This is a genomic window from Komagataeibacter sp. FNDCF1 (genome assembly GCF_021295335.1).
In the GTDB taxonomy this organism is placed as follows: domain Bacteria; phylum Pseudomonadota; class Alphaproteobacteria; order Acetobacterales; family Acetobacteraceae; genus Komagataeibacter.
Window position 1 is genome coordinate 1,101,232 of the sequence record NZ_JAIWOT010000001.1, and the last position, 16,157, is coordinate 1,117,388.

At 62.2% G+C, this 16,157-nt stretch carries 13 protein-coding genes and 1 riboswitch; of the genes, 2 read left to right on the forward strand and 11 right to left on the reverse strand.

Annotated features, from left to right (window positions below; genetic code table 11):
• Positions 1-53: 53 nt before the first annotated feature.
• The 4 genes from metA to LDL32_RS05180 all read right to left on the reverse strand — a co-directional run bounded on the left by metA (position 54) and on the right by LDL32_RS05180 (position 5,262).
• Entirely contained in the window at positions 54-1,001 is a 948-nt protein-coding gene (gene metA, locus LDL32_RS05170) for a homoserine O-succinyltransferase (RefSeq protein WP_233064948.1), read from the reverse strand.
• The gene (locus LDL32_RS17990; RefSeq protein WP_370636639.1) at positions 941-1,075 is read right to left on the reverse strand and encodes a hypothetical protein; all 135 of its coding nucleotides are present in this window, start codon (positions 1,073-1,075) and stop codon (positions 941-943) included. Before LDL32_RS17990 ends, metA begins: the two co-directional genes overlap by 61 nt.
• Positions 1,044-1,151, reverse strand: a riboswitch (SAM-I-IV-variant riboswitch). (Overlaps the previous gene by 32 nt.)
• Positions 1,152-1,239: 88 nt before the next feature.
• A complete protein-coding gene (locus LDL32_RS05175) occupies positions 1,240-3,378 on the reverse strand; it encodes a bifunctional diguanylate cyclase/phosphodiesterase (protein WP_233064950.1) in 2,139 nt (712 codons plus the stop codon).
• A gap of 177 nt (positions 3,379-3,555) precedes the next feature.
• Positions 3,556-5,262 carry an OprO/OprP family phosphate-selective porin gene (locus LDL32_RS05180; RefSeq protein WP_233064952.1) on the reverse strand — a complete coding sequence of 569 codons (1,707 nt, stop codon included), beginning with the start codon at positions 5,260-5,262 and terminating at the stop codon, positions 3,556-3,558.
• Between the two features lie 163 nt (positions 5,263-5,425).
• On the opposite strand from LDL32_RS05180, the gene LDL32_RS05185 reads away from it, so the two are divergent.
• Positions 5,426-5,683, forward strand: a complete 258-nt coding sequence (locus LDL32_RS05185; RefSeq protein ID WP_233064953.1) for a hypothetical protein — start codon at positions 5,426-5,428, stop codon at positions 5,681-5,683.
• On the opposite strand, the gene LDL32_RS05190 is transcribed toward LDL32_RS05185, so the two are convergent.
• The 3 genes from LDL32_RS05190 to LDL32_RS05200 form a co-directional block, all read right to left on the reverse strand.
• Positions 5,678-6,148: a hypothetical protein gene (locus tag LDL32_RS05190; RefSeq protein ID WP_370636640.1), complete on the reverse strand. Its 471-nt coding sequence runs from the start codon at positions 6,146-6,148 to the stop codon at positions 5,678-5,680. The genes LDL32_RS05185 and LDL32_RS05190 overlap by 6 nt on opposite strands.
• A 28-nt stretch (positions 6,149-6,176) precedes the next feature.
• Positions 6,177-7,013, reverse strand: coding sequence for an IS5 family transposase (locus LDL32_RS05195; RefSeq protein ID WP_048856220.1), 837 nt, complete (start codon positions 7,011-7,013; stop codon positions 6,177-6,179).
• Positions 7,014-7,307: 294 nt separating this feature from the next.
• The gene (locus LDL32_RS05200) at positions 7,308-9,707 is read right to left on the reverse strand and encodes a recombinase (protein ID WP_233064955.1); all 2,400 of its coding nucleotides are present in this window, start codon (positions 9,705-9,707) and stop codon (positions 7,308-7,310) included.
• Positions 9,708-10,088: 381 nt separating this feature from the next.
• Here LDL32_RS05200 and LDL32_RS05205 point away from each other — a divergent pair, with 381 nt between their 5' ends.
• Positions 10,089-11,273 (forward strand): zinc-dependent alcohol dehydrogenase, encoded by a 1,185-nt coding sequence (locus tag LDL32_RS05205; protein WP_233064956.1) that lies wholly within the window; start codon positions 10,089-10,091, stop codon positions 11,271-11,273.
• A gap of 56 nt (positions 11,274-11,329) precedes the next feature.
• On the opposite strand, the gene LDL32_RS05210 is transcribed toward LDL32_RS05205, so the two are convergent.
• From LDL32_RS05210 to LDL32_RS05225, 4 genes are all read right to left on the reverse strand, one after another.
• On the reverse strand, positions 11,330-13,015 hold the full coding sequence (locus LDL32_RS05210; protein ID WP_233064958.1) for an HWE histidine kinase domain-containing protein: 1,686 nt from the start codon (positions 13,013-13,015) through the stop codon (positions 11,330-11,332).
• 21 nt (positions 13,016-13,036) lie between these two features.
• Positions 13,037-13,915 (reverse strand): GAF domain-containing protein, encoded by an 879-nt coding sequence (locus tag LDL32_RS05215; RefSeq protein ID WP_233064960.1) that lies wholly within the window; start codon positions 13,913-13,915, stop codon positions 13,037-13,039.
• On the reverse strand, positions 13,912-14,517 hold the full coding sequence (locus LDL32_RS05220) for a biliverdin-producing heme oxygenase (RefSeq protein ID WP_233064961.1): 606 nt from the start codon (positions 14,515-14,517) through the stop codon (positions 13,912-13,914). The genes LDL32_RS05215 and LDL32_RS05220 overlap by 4 nt, the downstream gene beginning before the upstream one ends.
• 167 nt (positions 14,518-14,684) lie before the next feature.
• Positions 14,685-16,136, reverse strand: coding sequence for a sugar porter family MFS transporter (locus tag LDL32_RS05225; RefSeq protein ID WP_233064962.1), 1,452 nt, complete (start codon positions 16,134-16,136; stop codon positions 14,685-14,687).
• Between the last annotated feature and the right edge of the window lie 21 nt (positions 16,137-16,157).

The following is a 16,157-nucleotide window of genomic DNA, read 5'->3' on the forward strand; positions in this document are numbered from 1 at the left end:
AAATTTTTATCTTTCTGCCATGCTCGCCATGTCGTGCCCCGATGCCCTGCCCGTCAGGTACCGGCCGGGACGGACGGCATTACCGGCTGCCCGATCCGCGATAGGTCGAACGGGGCCGTCTGGTATATCTGGTTGATCCAGTTTCCCGCCAGCAGGTGGGCATGGCCACGCCAGCGGTTGACGGGCCGCCTGGCGGGATTGTCATCGGGGAAGTAACGATGCGGGACGGGCACCGCGAGACCGGCTTCGCGGTCACGGAAATATTCATCCGCCAGCGACGTGGTATCATATTCCAGATGATTGAACATGTGCAGCATGCGATGATCGGGATCATCAAGCAGGCAGGGGCCGGTGTGCGCGCTTTCGGCCAGTATGGTCATGCCGCTGGCAGGTGGAATGTCGGCGCGCCTGACCTCCGTCCAGCGTGAGACGGGAATGGACAGGTCATCGGCAAACCCCAGCATATAGGGAGACGCGGGCACCAGCACCCTGTGGTCATACACCCCGAAGGCCTTGCGCTCCAGCGCGTGCTTGGGCATGCCATGGAAATGATGGACCGCCGCCTGCGCCGCCCAGCAGATAGTGAAACAGCGGTGCACATGCGTCTGGGTCCAGTCCAGAACACGGCGCAGTTCATCCCAGTAGGTCACTTCATGGAATGCCAGCCGCTCGACCGGTGCGCCGGTAATGATGAAGCCATCGAACCGCTCGGCACGCACATCCTCCCACGCACGGTAGAAGGACGCCATGTGCCCGGCCGGGGTATGGCGCGGCACATGTCCGCCCATGCAGACCAGGGTCAGTTCCACCTGTAGCGGCGTGGCCCCCACCAGGCGGGCGATCTGTGTTTCGGTACGGATCTTGTTGGGCATGAGGTTGAGCAGGCCGATACGCAGCGGGCGGATATCCTGCCGTATGGCGTCGGTTTCGCCCATTACCATCACGCCTTCCGCCTCAAGCACACCACGGGCGGGAAGATTATCGGGAATTCTGATCGGCATGACCTGCGTCCAACCTCCATACGGGCGGGGCGAACGCGGTGGCCTGTTCCGTTTGGTTGCCGGTTGGGCCACATCCTCCCTTTCAGGAGCGCCACCTTGCCCGGACTGGCAGGTTGGCGTTGGGCGTTGCCCCAACTCTTGATGCAGCCCCGTTACTACGCGCTTTATCTTCCTGTCGCAAGCATTGATGCCATGCGCGCCGGAACGGAATACGCCTGCCTGTTACGCAGGCATGCATTCAGGCATGGGACAGGATGGACTGCCGGATCATGTCGGATGGTTGCGGGCGGCCAAGCAGGAAGCCCTGCACCTGATTGCAGCCCAGATCGTTCAGATGCGTCCACTGGTCCTGTGTTTCCACGCCTTCAGCCGTGATCGGGATGTCCATGCTCTGCGCCAGGCTTATGATGGCGCGGATGATGCCCGTCGCCCCCCGCTCGGGCAGTTCCTGCACAAACGAGCGGTCGATCTTGATCTTCTGGAACTGAAACGAGCGCAGGTAGCCCAGCGAGGAATAACCGGTGCCGAAGTCATCCAGCACGATGCTGCATCCGATACGCCCCAGCCTTTGCAGGATTTCACGGTTGGTGGCGCTGTTCTGGACGAAGATGTTTTCGGTAATCTCTATCTCCAGCCGTTCAGGCGGCAGGCCGGATTCCGCCAGTGCCTCTTCCACGATCCGGATGAAGCGCGGGTTGCGCAGCTGGATAGGCGAGACATTGACCGCCACCTTGACCTGTGCGGGCCAGTCGGCCGCCTCGTTGCACGCGGCACGCAGCACCCACTCGCCCAGATCGTGGATCAGGCCGTTTTCCTCCGCCAGCCCCACGAACTGGTCGGGCGGGATCATGCCCTGCGTGGGGTGGTGCCAGCGCACCAGTGCCTCACACGCGCTCAGGCGGTTACCGGGCATGGAATACAGCGGCTGGAAATGCAGGGTCAGCCCGTTATCGGCAATGGCGCCGCGCAGTTCGCTGCCCAGCCGTGCGCGGGTCTGGATCTCGTCACGCAGGGCCTCATCAAAGAACTGGAAGCCGTTGCGCCCGAGCGACTTGGCGCGGTACAGCGCGATATCGGCATATTGCAGCAGGTTTTCGGACGTCCCGGCGTCACGCGGGTACAGAGCGGAGCCTACGCTTGCGCCAATCACGATATGGTGCCCGTCAATGACATAGGGCCTGCTTACCGTCTCGACAATTTCGCGCGCGCGGCCGGTCAGTTCGTCCGGCCCGGGCACGTCGGGCCAGATGATGGCGAATTCATCCCCGCCCAGCCGGGCGACAAGATCCTCCGGCCGGCTGCATGCGCGCAGCCGTTCCGATACCAGCTGCAGCAGGCTGTCCCCCGCCGCGTGGCCATACACGTCATTCACGGTCTTGAAGTAATCAAGGTCGATGCACAGGAGCGTTGCGGCACCGCCGGGCGTGCAGGCCATCTCCAGCCGGGAGGTGAACAGGGCGCGGTTGGCAAGGCCGGTCAGCGGGTCGTAATGGGCCAGCAGTTCGACCTGGTGCTGGGCGTTGCGCTGCTCGGTCACATCATCGGCCACGCACAGTTCCCACCGGGGAGCGCCGCGTTCATCCGTTATCGTGACCTGGCGGGTGGAAATGGCGCGCTGCATGCCATTGTGGTCGCATAATGTCTTTTCAGTCACACCCTTCCCGCCCGCCGCAAAACGGCTGACCAGAAGGTGACCGATCTCATCAGTGGCAAAGACGTCATGCACATCCCGCCCGAGCAGCAGGTCACGCCTGCAGCCGGTCATGGCCTCGGCCGCGCGGTTGACCAGCACAAGGTTCTCATGGCGCAGCGAACGCACGATCAGGGCAGAGGGAATGTTCTCCACGATCGTGTCGATAAACAGCTTGTCACGTGAAATCTTGCGGTTGGCGCGGCGCAGTTCCTCGGCCGCTTCCTTCAGGCTGGCGGCAGAGGCCAGGGCGTGGGAATGGGATGCGTTGATCAGGTCCAGCGCCGAGCCGGTGCCAAGGTAACGTCCGTTGCGGGTAACGATATAGCCGCGCAGCAGATCGGAGGGCTGGCTCATCAATGTCAGCGCCGTAAAGTCGGATGACGAGACCGCCGCGTCAATCACGACCGGGCTGTCATCCATCAGCAGCGCCACCGGCCGCCGGTTGAACAGCGCATGGCCGAACTTGCCCGATACCCTGAGAAAAAAGGCCTGCCGTTCAACCAGACCGACAGGCACGTTATCATCCTTCACGACCGCGACGAGCATCAGTTCAGGGTCGTTATGGAAAAATTCAAACAGGCACTCCCCCAGCGCATCGGGGGGAATGACCGGCCCGGCCCTTGCAATGTCCCCCATGACCTGAACGGTGGCGGACGGGCTTTTCTGTGCAGAAATCTCATTCATCATTCAATTTTCCACAGCGGGATCGGGCTGTTTTCTGTCGTATTGGTTCACTTGTTATTGCTTCATTTTAGATAATATAAAAAATATAGTTCAATTTTACTTATTGGCGCCCGGACTGAAATGCCCGGGCGCCACGGCATGGCAATATCATGCCGTTACGCTACACGACCCGCCCGGTCAGAAGGCGGCCTGGATACGACCGGCGACCGAGTTGCCTTCGCGGCCCATAACTTTGGCCAGGGCACTGTCAGTATCGCTGATGATGAAGTGGTTGTAGTCAAGCATGAAGCGGAAGTGGCGGTTGGGATACCAGTTCAGGCCAGCCGACCACACCGTCTGCTGCCCGCCACGTATGGCGCCATGACCGGTGCCAAGACCAAGGTTGGCGTTCAGGTCGGCCACGCTGTAACGGGCCGAAACTTCCAGCGCACCCCAGTAACCATGCGCCGGGTCGAAGGCGTGGTCCACGCCGGGGGCGGCGAATGCGCCTTCCTTGATGTTGTAGGAACGCGCCTTGCCGAAGATGGTGTAGTTGGCCGCGCCATAATAACCGGTAAAGTTGACCGTGGCGTTGCTGCCGGGCACGCCCTGGCCATTATTACCGCGGGTTACGCCAATATTGTAGTATTCACCCTTCAGCACCAGGCGCTTCCAGCGGAAGCCCAGTTCCGGGCCTGCCGACCAGACACTGCCCACATTGCCCACCGTGGCACTGAGCAGCTTGGTGGTGGTCAGGTCAACTTCAGGCTGTTCGGAAAAGGAGACCTGACGATCGTCCGACCCCTTGCCCTGCGTGACCTTGAACGCCGAGATGGCGGACAGGCCGAGATGCACGTCAATGTCCTTGGACATGTACGGACGGCCCGCCACGCGGAAGGTCGCGCCGGTCTGGCTATCGTAGTACGCCCCCGAAAGGTTGGCGCGCTTGCCAAAGCTCTGGCCCGTCACGTAACCCGCAATCCACCAGCGCTTGGCGTAATGCAGGGCGCCAAAGCTCATGCGGGCGTCGCCTGCGGCGATGTTACGCACGATGTCGGTAATGGCGGGACGTTCCATCATCTCGAATTCGTTCGAGCTTTCGGAATCTTCTTCCGTCACGCGCGGCTGGAAGTAACCGGCGGTGATGACGGTGTTGTGGAAGCCGGCATAGTTCAGGTTCGCTTCATACAGTTCGGCAGAACCGGTGCCGTTGCCATCTGCGGTCGAGCCACCGAAATCAGGCGTGATGTTGGCGATCCAGTTCTTGTAACGGAACGAGATGGGAATACGCAGGCGGCGGGCATTCTCGGTCAGGCCCTGATAGTCGCCCTTCGCCTGGCCCGGGTGCGGGGACATGCCCATGAACCCGCCAATATCCTCATGGAATGCCAGGCCGATGGACATGGCATACATCCCGTCCTCGGACGAGATGGTCGGCCGCCCGCCGGGGAAGCCCACGACCATGCCACCCATGTGCAGGGCTTCTTCCTTTTCCGTCGCGGCACGGAACGAGGCCCATGATGAGGACACGCCACGATCGGACGGCGGCGTGCCCAGGTCGGCCTTCTGCATGGCGCTGGCCATGCTGCCGCCCGTGCCGCTGTCACCACCGATATGGATGTCACGCGCATAGCTTTCGGGCAGGGGCTGGCCGTGGCTTGCGGCAACCCGGCGGGCCTGTGCGGCGTTGGTGGCTTCGGGGTTACGGACGGCCTCGGCCCGGACCAGACGCTGGCGCAGCACGCTGATCTGGCCACTCATGTCACGGCGCATGGCCTGCATTTCCAACTGCAGGGCCTTGATCTGGGCATCCGATGCGGAATCCGCATGGGCCTGATGAAAGGAAGAGAGCCCCAGAAGGGCAGACGAACCAAGCAACAGGGAAACTATAGGCCGGCGGATCATGTTAAGCATTCCGTAATGAAGGATGAGTTCATTTAGAATGGGCTTCTGACCCTGTGTGTTATGTTTCAGATACAGTTTTATGAATGTTTTATTAAATGATCTATATTTAAATAATCGCTCTCATGCCAGCGATAGACCACATCATTCGGTCTGCAATAATTCCATGCGTTCCCTGTACAACATAGCTGCGGGCAATCATGACCAAGGCATTAAAAAAACCATTACCTTGGGGAACTTCCGCTTTTCCAGGAAATCAGCTACCGGCAGCCAATGCTGCATTGCCGGTTTATTGTATGATTTTTATCACTACAGGCCATCTGGACACAAAAGCGTGCCCTGCCCACCCGTGCCGCATGCTGTTGCCAGCCATATTGTGGCCACAATACCACACGAAGCAGATGGCCTGACTCCAGTTTTATGAAGGATTGACGGGCGGGCTGCCCTGCGGGGTCAGATTCTGGCGGGCCTGCTGGCGGATGGCGTTGCACTTCTTGGTAAACACGGCGGACTGGGAAGCAGTCATGAAATTGATGATGAACGCCACCACCAGCGAGCAGAAGGACAGCGCGATCACCGCCTGCCCCAGGCCGCCTATGGGCGTATCGTAATATTCCGCCGAGTACCACAGCAGTACGAGGCTGAGCACCGCCCCGAAAAAGCCCATGACGCCAGTGTAATGGACCAGCGTATCTTCCTCGTTGGCATAATCAGCACTTTCCTGCCACAGCAGGTACAGCTTCTGGTTCATTTCCTCCACCTGGCAGTCATGTTCCAGTTGCTGTGCACTGACCAGCTTGGTGGGAGCGGTACGGTACATGCCCAGTTCCTGCTGGGCCTTGGCAAAGACGCGCCGCCGCTCCTTGATCGCTGGCAGGCTGATATCCACAAAGCTGAGAGCCCGATCCGAAAGTTTTTCAACCCTGACAATGCCTTGCTGTCCGTCGTGTGAGCATTCGGATTGAGGCGATCAATGTCCATGCGGTTGAGGAAGCAATGGATTGTTCCCAATCTTTGGCGAGCCGCCTGCATCGTCCCAGCCATGCGAATGTCCGTTCCACCACCCAGCGACGCGGCAGGATCTGAAAACCCTTCACCGTATCGGACCGCCTGATGATTTCGAGGGTCCATTTTCCCATGGAGGCGAGCGCGGATCGCAATTTGTCGCCAGCATAGCCGCCATCAGCGAAGATGTGGCGCAGCCAGGGAAAGCGCCTGCGTATCGCTGCCAGAACATCAACGGCCCCATCACGGTCCTGGATATCAGCGGCATGAACGAGGAGAAAGATCAGGAAGCCGCAGGTATCCGTCACGATATGGCGCTTGCGGCCCTTGACCTTCTTCCCCGCGTCATAGCCCGAAATCCCGCCGCTTTCCGTGGTTTTCACCGACTGGCTGTCAATCACGCCCGCGCTCGGAGAGGCGTCACGTCCCTCGATCTCGCGCAGGCTCATGACCAGCACCGTATTCATGACCTCGAACACTCCGGCATCACGCCAGGCGTAAAAATAGCGCCTGATGGTCGAGACCGGCGGAAAGCATTTCGGCAGCAGACGCCACGCACACCCGGCCGAGGCTATGTAGAGCATCGCATTGACCACCTCGCGCATATCCGTCGTGCGCGGACGACCGCCCCGTTTCGCCGGGGGCACAAATGGCATGATCAAAGTCCACTCCCCGTCCGTCATGTCCGATGGATATCGCAATCTTTCCCGGCTATACTCGCGCCGGGCAATACCAGTCCATGTCACCATTCACTCCATCTCTCTGCAAAGACGGATGAATCACAACAGGCTGGTATTGTTCAAAAACTTTCGGATCGGGCTCTGAGAATTGCCACATTCAGGCCGGCTGACAACTGCACGACTGCCTGAAAATCACCCCAAGTCTGGCTCACGCTCGCCCTCCGGTCCCAAAACCGTGAACATGATACCGCATGCCACGACAAAGCAGCAGCGCGTAAAACGGGCAGGCAGGATTGCAATCAGTCCGGGACCGCCAGCCTGCGCCACATCCCGCCCATCGTGAAGCCGGTCGGGGGTACGTCCCTAGATCGGGCAGGCGCCACTGGCGCATTGCAGGTGCGCCCAGTCCACCACTTCACGCACGTCCTCATCCTGTATCATGGCCGTAATGGCGGCGAATTTCCCGGCCGGGACTTCCTCCTCGGGCAGGTATTCATAGCCCAGATCACAGTCCGGGCGGCTGGGCAGCACCGCGCAGCAGCGCACATGCGGCTGGTTGGCCGCCACCATGCCGCGGAAGCCATCAAGATCATGCCGGTCGGTATAGACCTTCAGCGTGTAGGACACCTGGTTGCCCTGCTCCGCCCCGATCCAGTATTTCTCAAGCAGTTCCAGCCAGCGGTACTGTTCCTCCGGCGTGGCTTCGGGGGCGGTCACCACACGCCCGCCCATGCCAAGGCGCTGGATAAGCGGCACGGTGGGAAAACCCACGATGCTCATGCCCGGAAAGCTGCGCAACGCGCGCACGGGATAGCCCCTGCGCCCGTAGGCGGGCAGCAGCGGGTCGGTTCCCGCTTCCCATGTACCATCCGCACGCTGCACGCCCTTGAACTGAACCCAGCGCAGGTACTGCCGCCGCGGGGGCAGATGCGCGCCCTCGGTCAGGCCGAACAGCTTGGACGTGGTGCCCGCAGGCTTGACGGTCGTGACCGTGACCGGCCGTGCGGTGCCGGTTTCGCGTGCATAGGTGTTGGCCTCCTCCTTCGCGATGGTCGAGAGCGCGCGCACCGCGTTCCAGAAAGGTGCGGCGCGCGCCTCATCCAGCAGGTCATGAAAGTCCAGGCCAAAGCGCAGCCATGCCCATTCATGCAGCCCGGTCGGCCCGATGCCGATGCGGTTAGTCCGGCGCACTTCTTCCCCATACAGTGCATCCATGCGGTTGGCGCGCAGCAGGAAGCGTACGCCCAGCCGCACGGCATCGCGCACGCGGGCGTCCCATGTCCGAGCCATATCCACCGGCACGGCACCGGGGGTTACCTCCGCCAGCGCCACCGGGCAGGCCAGCAGCGGGGCAAAATCACCAATCACGCAATATCCGCCGGTAACATGCAGCGTGATCTCGCCACACGGATTGGTCGTAACCGGAAAATGCGCGCCCGCTGCCCGCCGTGCCAGATCGGCCAGCAGGGTTGCCCCGACGGTTGCCTGATAGCGGGCCGAGCGGAAATCGCGCCCGTCGGCATGCACTTTTTTCAGCCGCGCACTGCCGGTGCGGCTGTCCTCCAGCCGGTCACCATTGATGAAGCCCGGCTCCCCGTTGATCCACGCGCATCGCGTGGCTTCGGCAAACACGGCGCGGGCATGCTCGGCCAGCGGGCCGGTCCGTGCCGGGTCATTCACGCAATCCCAGAATTCATGGTCCACCATGACCGAATGGTTGGCCGTCCACAGCCCGCCTTCTTCCTTGGCGCGGATGAAGCGCAGCACTTCGGCGTCACGCCACGACTTGGTGGCCATGCGCGCGGCACGGCGGGCGCCCCCCACCTGCACCTCGACCGACAGGTAGTGGTCCACCCGCAGCGCCTGTTCCCACAGGGGCATACCCCCTGCCCTTGCCACCCCGATCACATGCTCACGCACATTGAGCAGGCCGCGAAGCAGCGAAACGGGACCGGATGCGGGCCGTCCCTGCATGCCCGCGATCGGGCTGCCCGCGCAGCGGATCGCGCTGAAATCCAGCACCAGCCTGCGCTCACGTTCCCCGCGAAAGGCCATGGCCTCGATCATTTCGACCGCCTTGCCCCAGCCTTCGCGGCTGTCCTCAATGACATGGACGGGGTCACTGCCTTCGGGCTGCCGGGTCAGCACGGTTCTTTCCAGAAAAGCGCGGACCTGCGCCTCCATCTCCGCATCGAACGCTTCCAGCGCCATGCCCCATGGCAGGATCTGCATCTCCAGCCCGAAGCGCAGCAGGCCCGCGCGGTCATGCGGGTAGTCCGGGTGATCGGGCGAGAGGACGAACTTCAGCTCCGGTGCCTGCCCCCAGTCCACGACGCACAGTTCATCATCATACGCCCGCCCCACGCCGGAACCGTTGAGCAGAAGGTAGAATTTGGCGAATGAGCAGATGGCCGTGGCGCAGTTGGTGAACATTTCCATGTTCCGCCCTGGCTGGGTGCCATCGCCATGCTGGAGATGGCGGCCGGATGTCAGCAGGGCACCGGTGGCGATTGCATTACGCAACTGGGCACGCTCATCCGCCTCCACCATGGGAAGCAGGGCAGTATTGCCCGCCGCCACACGGTCGGCCACACGGCCGAAATCTTCCTGGTCGGACGGGCGGAACACGGTACGGCGGCCCACGGCCTCGCCCATGCCGGGATCAAGGGCGCGTGGTGGCAGGGGAGCAACCCCGAACGCACCTTCAAACGCGCCGCGTGCCCTCATCCATGCACCACCAGACAGCGAAAAACCTCCGTCCATGCCCCTGCTCCCCCATATCAGGCGCGGCCGATACGCCAGACACCGTTTCGCTCATGTTGTGTTAGGTGCGCCATGATTGCACCATATATGGTGTCATGCACGCATTAAATGACATGCCCCCATGTGCCCGGGCAGCAAAAGTCAGGACCTGGGCGGGCCGACTCCCGCATGTATTTTTTTCCGGGGTAACGGTTTCGGCCCGGCTCGGGCGGGCGGGCCGGAAAGAGGCATGCGCCCCCGCAATCCGGTATCGTGATCGGCTGCATTCGGGACACGGGGCCCGTCATTGCGCTGAACCGGGCCACCTTTGTGAACCGGGCGGAAAACCATGGCAGGTGGCGCGCGTCTGCTTCATGTCAACACGAAGCAGGATGACATTCCATGAAAGCACTGACCTGGCAGAAAAAGGGCAAGATCACATGCGAAAGCGTGCCTGACCCCGTCATTCTCGATGGCCATGACGCCATCATCAAGGTAACCGCTTGCGCGATCTGCGGCTCCGACCTCCATCTGATGGATGGCATGATGCCGACCATGCGGTGTGGTGACATTCTGGGTCACGAAACGATGGGGGAAGTGGTCGAGGTCGGTCGGGACAATACGCGTCTTTCCATCGGACAGCGTATCGTCGTCCCCTTCACGATTTCCTGCGGTGCGTGCCGGCAGTGCAGATGGGGCAACTGGAGCTGCTGCGAGCGGACAAATCCCAACGGGCACCAGCAGGCCGAGACATTCGGCTATCCATTGGCCGGCCTGTTTGGCTATTCCCATATTACGGGTGGCTTTGCTGGCGGTCAGGCGGAATACCTGCGCGTGCCCTATGCCGATGTCGGGCCGATCGTGATTCCCGAAGGGCTGGATGACGAACAGGTCCTGTTCCTCTCTGATATTTTCCCCACCGGCTACCAGGCCGCCGAAAACTGTGAAATTACCCCGGAATCCGAAAAAACCATCACCGTATGGGGCTGCGGGCCGGTTGGGCAGATGGCGATCCGCTCCTGTTTCCTGCTGGGGGCAAAACGCGTCATCGCCATTGATGAAGTGCCCGAAAGACTGGCCATGGCACGCGCCGGCGGGGCTGAAACCATAGATTTCCGTACCCACAATATTCAGGAAACGCTGGTTGACATGACAGCAGGGCTTGGCCCCGACGCGGTGATCGAAGCTGTCGGCATGGAAGCGCATGGTGCCGATACCATGATGCAGAAAGTCGGGTCGGCCCTGCTGTCCGCCACGACGCTGGAGCGGCCTTTTGCGCTGAACCAGGCCATTCTTGGCTGCAGGCCGGGCGGCATCGTGTCAATGCCGGGTGTCTATGCCGGTGCGCTGGGTCCGGTCATGATTGGCGTACTCATGAACAAGGGCCTGACCCTGCGCACCGGTCAGACCAATACGCAGAAATATCTCGCCCCCCTGCTGGAGCGTATCCGGAACGGGGATATCGACCCGACCTTCGTCATCAGTCATCGCTCCACCAGCCTTGAGGATGGTCCGGCACTTTATGAGAAATTCAGGGACAAGAAAGACAACTGCACCAAGGTTGTCTTTCACCCGCACGGGCGCTGAACCCGCTGCCTTTTCCGCCATGATGGACAATGTGGTCCTGCCGCAGGCAGCGTGGTTCAGGGTGGGCCGTCCGCCGGGGCATGGCCAAACAGGCCAGACAGCATGCGCAGCAGATCCCGGGGGGCAACAGGCTTCTCCAGATAACGCGCCTGCGGGAATTCCGCGGCCAGAGGTGCCTGGTCGCCATAACCGGTGGCAAACACGAAAGGCGTGCCCCGCGCCTGCAGCACGCGCGCCACCGGGGCGGAGGTCTCCCCCGCCACGTTTACGTCCAGCAGTGCCGCATCCACCCCATGCATTTCCAGCACTGCAAATGCCTCCTCTATCGAGGCTGCCAGACAGACCTGCGCCACCCCGTGCGCGCGGAGCATGTCCTCTATATCAAGGGCCACGAGGAATTCATCCTCCAGCACCATGACCGTCCGGCCCGCCAGTGCGGGGGCACCCCCGTCATGCTCCGGCCCGGGGGGCAGCGTGACCTGCACCTTTTGCTTCGGCACCGGGGGCGCATCGACCACGGTGCTGCCCGGCAGCGTGACATCCACCACCACGCCATGGGGCAGGAAGCGGCGCTCCGCCCTGCCCTTCAGGTCATGCACGATCGCGCGTTCGATCAGCAGCCCGCCAAAACCCGACTTGGCGGGCGGGTTCACCATCGGGCCACCACGTTCGCACCAGCAGATGTGGCAATCCTGTCCGTTCCATTCCCACGCAACACTGATCCCGCCCGTGGGTACGGACAATGCGCCATACTTGGCGGCATTGGTTGCCAGTTCATGGAACAGCAGCGCCATGAATGTGAGCGCGCGGGTGCTGAAGCGCAGGCATGGCCCTTCCAGCATGATCCGGCTGGGCTGGCTGTCATAGGGTGCGAGTTCCCCCATGAGCAGTTCCTGCAATGTGGCGCCATGGTCCACCCGCAGCGCCTGGTCATGGGCGTTGGACAGCGCACGGATGCGCCCGCGCAGCGCGGCACTGTAGCTGGCCATGCTGTCATCTTCCGCCGGTGCGCGCGTCACCAGCGCCTGCATGACGGCAAGGATGTTCTTCACCCGGTGGTTCAGTTCATCATTGAGCATGCGCTGGGTGGCCTCGGCCTGCTCCTGTTCACGCAGCTTCTGCTGGTGGGCCGCGGCCATGACCTCCAGCAGGGTGGCGCGCATCTGCGTGGCCAGTTCCACGTCATCGGCCGTCCAGGCAGCACTGCGGCCATGCACGTCCTGCTTCCATATATCAAAACTGGAGCGTGGGGTCAGCCGTGCGCCCAGCCTGCCGCTGGGATAGGTCTTTTCCGGATCGCCACCCCACATGACCGTGCGCACCAGTTCGCGGCGGAACAGGATCAGGTAGTCACGCCGCGCGGGCCAGATGGGCATGACCATGGCCCCCGCAATACCATGTACATCCGCGCCCAGGCCGGGGCAGTCATGCGCCAGATGGTCCGTATGCCAGATCTGGCCATCCGCGCGCGCATCGGCCACACGCAGCATGCAGGCCAGATCCGCAGGCGGCAGGCTCTCGCCACGTGCGGTCCAGCTACCGTCTATCCACACGCCACCGCCATCACACTCGATGATGTCCAGCAGTTCGGATGTCCGGTCACGGAAATAACCGAAAATATCGGACACCCGCGGGGCATCGCGCAGGAAACCGGACAGGAAGCCATGCGCACCATGCAGAAGCCCCAGCCGCCGCGTACGCACCAGGGCGATGATCTGCAGGGCCAGGAATTCCCCCAGCATCTTTGCCGTGGTACGTTCCGGCTACGTCAGCTGGCGGGGCATGTAGTGATGGAAGGCAATCAGCCCCCACAACTGGCCGTCGACAACAAGTGACACCGACATGGAGGCGCGCACGCCCATGTTGCCCAGATATTCGCAGTGCACCGGCGAGACCGCGCGCAGGTGCATGAAACTCATGTCCAGCGCAGGCAGGCCGGGTTCCTCAAGCACCGCGACGCGCTGGAACGTGGCGTCCCCGATCACGCGGATCAGCGAGCGGCGATAAAGCTCACGTGCCTGCGCCGGGATGTCCGTACTGGGGAAATGCTGGCCCAGGAAACTTTCAAGCCCCTGCCTGCGATCTTCCGCGATCACCTTGCCGGACCAGTCCGGCGCGAAGCGGTAGACCATGGCACGATCATAGCCAAACAGGCGGCGCATCTGCGGTATGGCCTGACGCAGCAGGGACAGCACGTCGGCCGGGTCACGCAGTTGCTCATGGACCGCGTGCAGGCCCTCCACAAGTGCCGCCGTCTGTTCCGGCCGGGCTGCCGGTTCACATTCCACCACGATATCCGCACCCACGCGATGCACCACGCAGTCACACCGCACCCCGCCGCGCAGCGCGGTGTCTGTCATGACGCGGGGCCTGCCCTCTTCCATGCCATGTGCAAGGCTGCGCAGGCTGTCCGCCACGCCCTGCCCCATGCATTCATCCAGCGTCATGCCGAAATGGGGTGTGACGGCCGGAAGCCACTCCGTCACATTGGCGGAATAGCGGTTGAGCCGCCAGTCGGCCATGCGAAAAGCCAGGACAAATCCGGCAGGCTGGATGCTGGCGGGAATATGGATGGGCTCACGGTCACAGGTCGTAAGATCCGCCTCGCCAAACGCCACGATGGGCCGGGCTGTCTCATTCATGCCGTGGCGCCTGCCAGTGCTGCGGTGCAGGCCTGCCGCATGGCGGATACGGCTACGTCAAATGTGGCGCAGGCGGCGGCCGTCATCACATCACGGTCGCATGCAGGGGCATCGTCCAGACATGTCAGGAAATCCCGCCAGCCCGTGGCGTGGGCCTGCTCCAGCAGGTGCCCCGCCCCCGTTGCAGGGCCAAAACCCAGCGCCGTTACGCGCGGCAGCAGCACGCGCGCGCCAAGGGACGAGCCTTCGAGAACATAACAGGCTCCCAGCACCTGCGCTGGCGTGACGGGCCTGAACATTACGGCGGGCGTGAAAGACGCAAGCCCCAGGGCCAGCATGTCCTTGCCCAGCGACGCGGCCAGCCGCGTGGGCTGCCATTGCCCCGCGGAAGCGGGCGGACGCAGCCGGTCCAGCCCCGCTTCCATATAGATACGGAATGCCCCGATGCCCCTTACATAACGACGGTACTGATCCGCATCACGCATGGGGCCGACCATGGCATCCAGTTGCACATGGCGCGCCTGTGTCGCGGCTTTCAGATGATGGCGGACGGAGCCTGCATTTCTGGTCAGGGCGGAAGCGGAGGGCAGCACGGTATCCATTCAATCCTGACATGGCCATTCAATCAAATCCGCAACTGAATGACAAAAACAGATGGCAGTCTCCCACTATTGCGCATTCCTCATGTCCATACAAGTGACGGGAGGCAGGGCCTGTGGCACACGACGCGCCGCATCGCCCATGCCCGTACCGCGTTGCCGCCCGTCCCTTACCTGCCGCCCGTACCCATGTAGCAGACAGGCTTGCCGCCGGCGTGGGTCGCACGGCTGTCCCCCGGCGAGAAGTGATCTTCCAGATACTGTTCCAGTTTCTCCAGCGACATGCCTTTCGTTTCAGGCAGGAACCGTGCCACGAAAACGAGGGACATCAGGTTGATCACGGCAAACGCGAAGAAAGTGAACGCCCCGATCCAGTGCAGGACCACCGGAAAGAGGAAGGAGACGGTGGCATTGAAAACCCACTGGGCCGCAACGGAAAGCCCGGTCAGGATGCCCCGCGCCCGCATGGGGAACAGTTCCGACATCAGCAGCCAGTAAAGTGGTGATACCATCATCTGGATGAAAAACAGGGCCAGCAAAATGAAGCCCAGCGCAACCACGCTCTGTGACGGGGCACCGCCCATCAGCAGCAACGTCGCCCCCAGGCCCAGATGGGCGCATATGACACCGGCAAGACCACCCATAAGCGTAAAACGGCGTGCAAACCGCCCGATCATCCATATCCCCAGAAAGGTCGCGCATACGGCAACAACACCCGCGCCGATTGTCGCGATCAGGGCTGCTTCTGTGCCCAGGCCGGTCTGGCGCAGGATGATCGGCGTGAAATACATGAAGGCGTTCACACCGGTAAACTGGGCTGCAAACCCCAGCCCTATCCCGACCATCAGAAGACGCTGGATCCAGGTTTCACCCAGCGCCTCCCGCCATCCCATCTGCTCGGAATCATCATTCACCTGTGCCCTGATCTCGACCATTTCCCTGTGGACCTGCGTATCCGTCGAGCGGATGAGTTCCAGCACATGCCTGGCTTCATCCGCCCGGCCACGACTGGCCAGCCAGCGCGGAGAGCGTGGCACGAACACCAGGCCAAGCCCCAGCAGGCAGGCCGGAACAGCCGCAATCAGGAGCATGATGCGCCAGATGCCGGGGGCACCGGAAAACCTTGCCAGCAGAGCGCTGAGGATGTAGGCGATCAGCTGTCCCGTCACGATCATCATCTCGTTCTGGCTGACCAGTCGCCCGCGTCGGCCCGGGGGTGCCATTTCCGAAATGAACATCGGAACAAGGGCGGAGGCACCACCAACCGCGAACCCGAGTACGGCGCGCATCAGAACCATGACCGGAACAGTCGGCGCCTGTGATGTACCGAGCGCACCGATGACAAAGATGGCGGACAGTCCCATCAGGCTGTCGCGCCGCCCCAGCCGGTCCGCCACGATGCCACATAGCAGCGACCCGACTGCCGCACCCAGCACCAGCGCGGACGTTACAAGCCCCTCGGTCAACGGGGTCAGCCCCAGGCCGCCCTGTGCAGCCGGAAGCTGCATGAACGGAAGCGCGCCCGCGATGACCCCGGTATCATAACCGAACGCCAGCGCCCCCATGGTGACGACCATGACAATCTTGGTTACCAGTTTCTGTGCGTCAGTAAGCTTTTTCATTCATGTATCCACAGCCTTTCA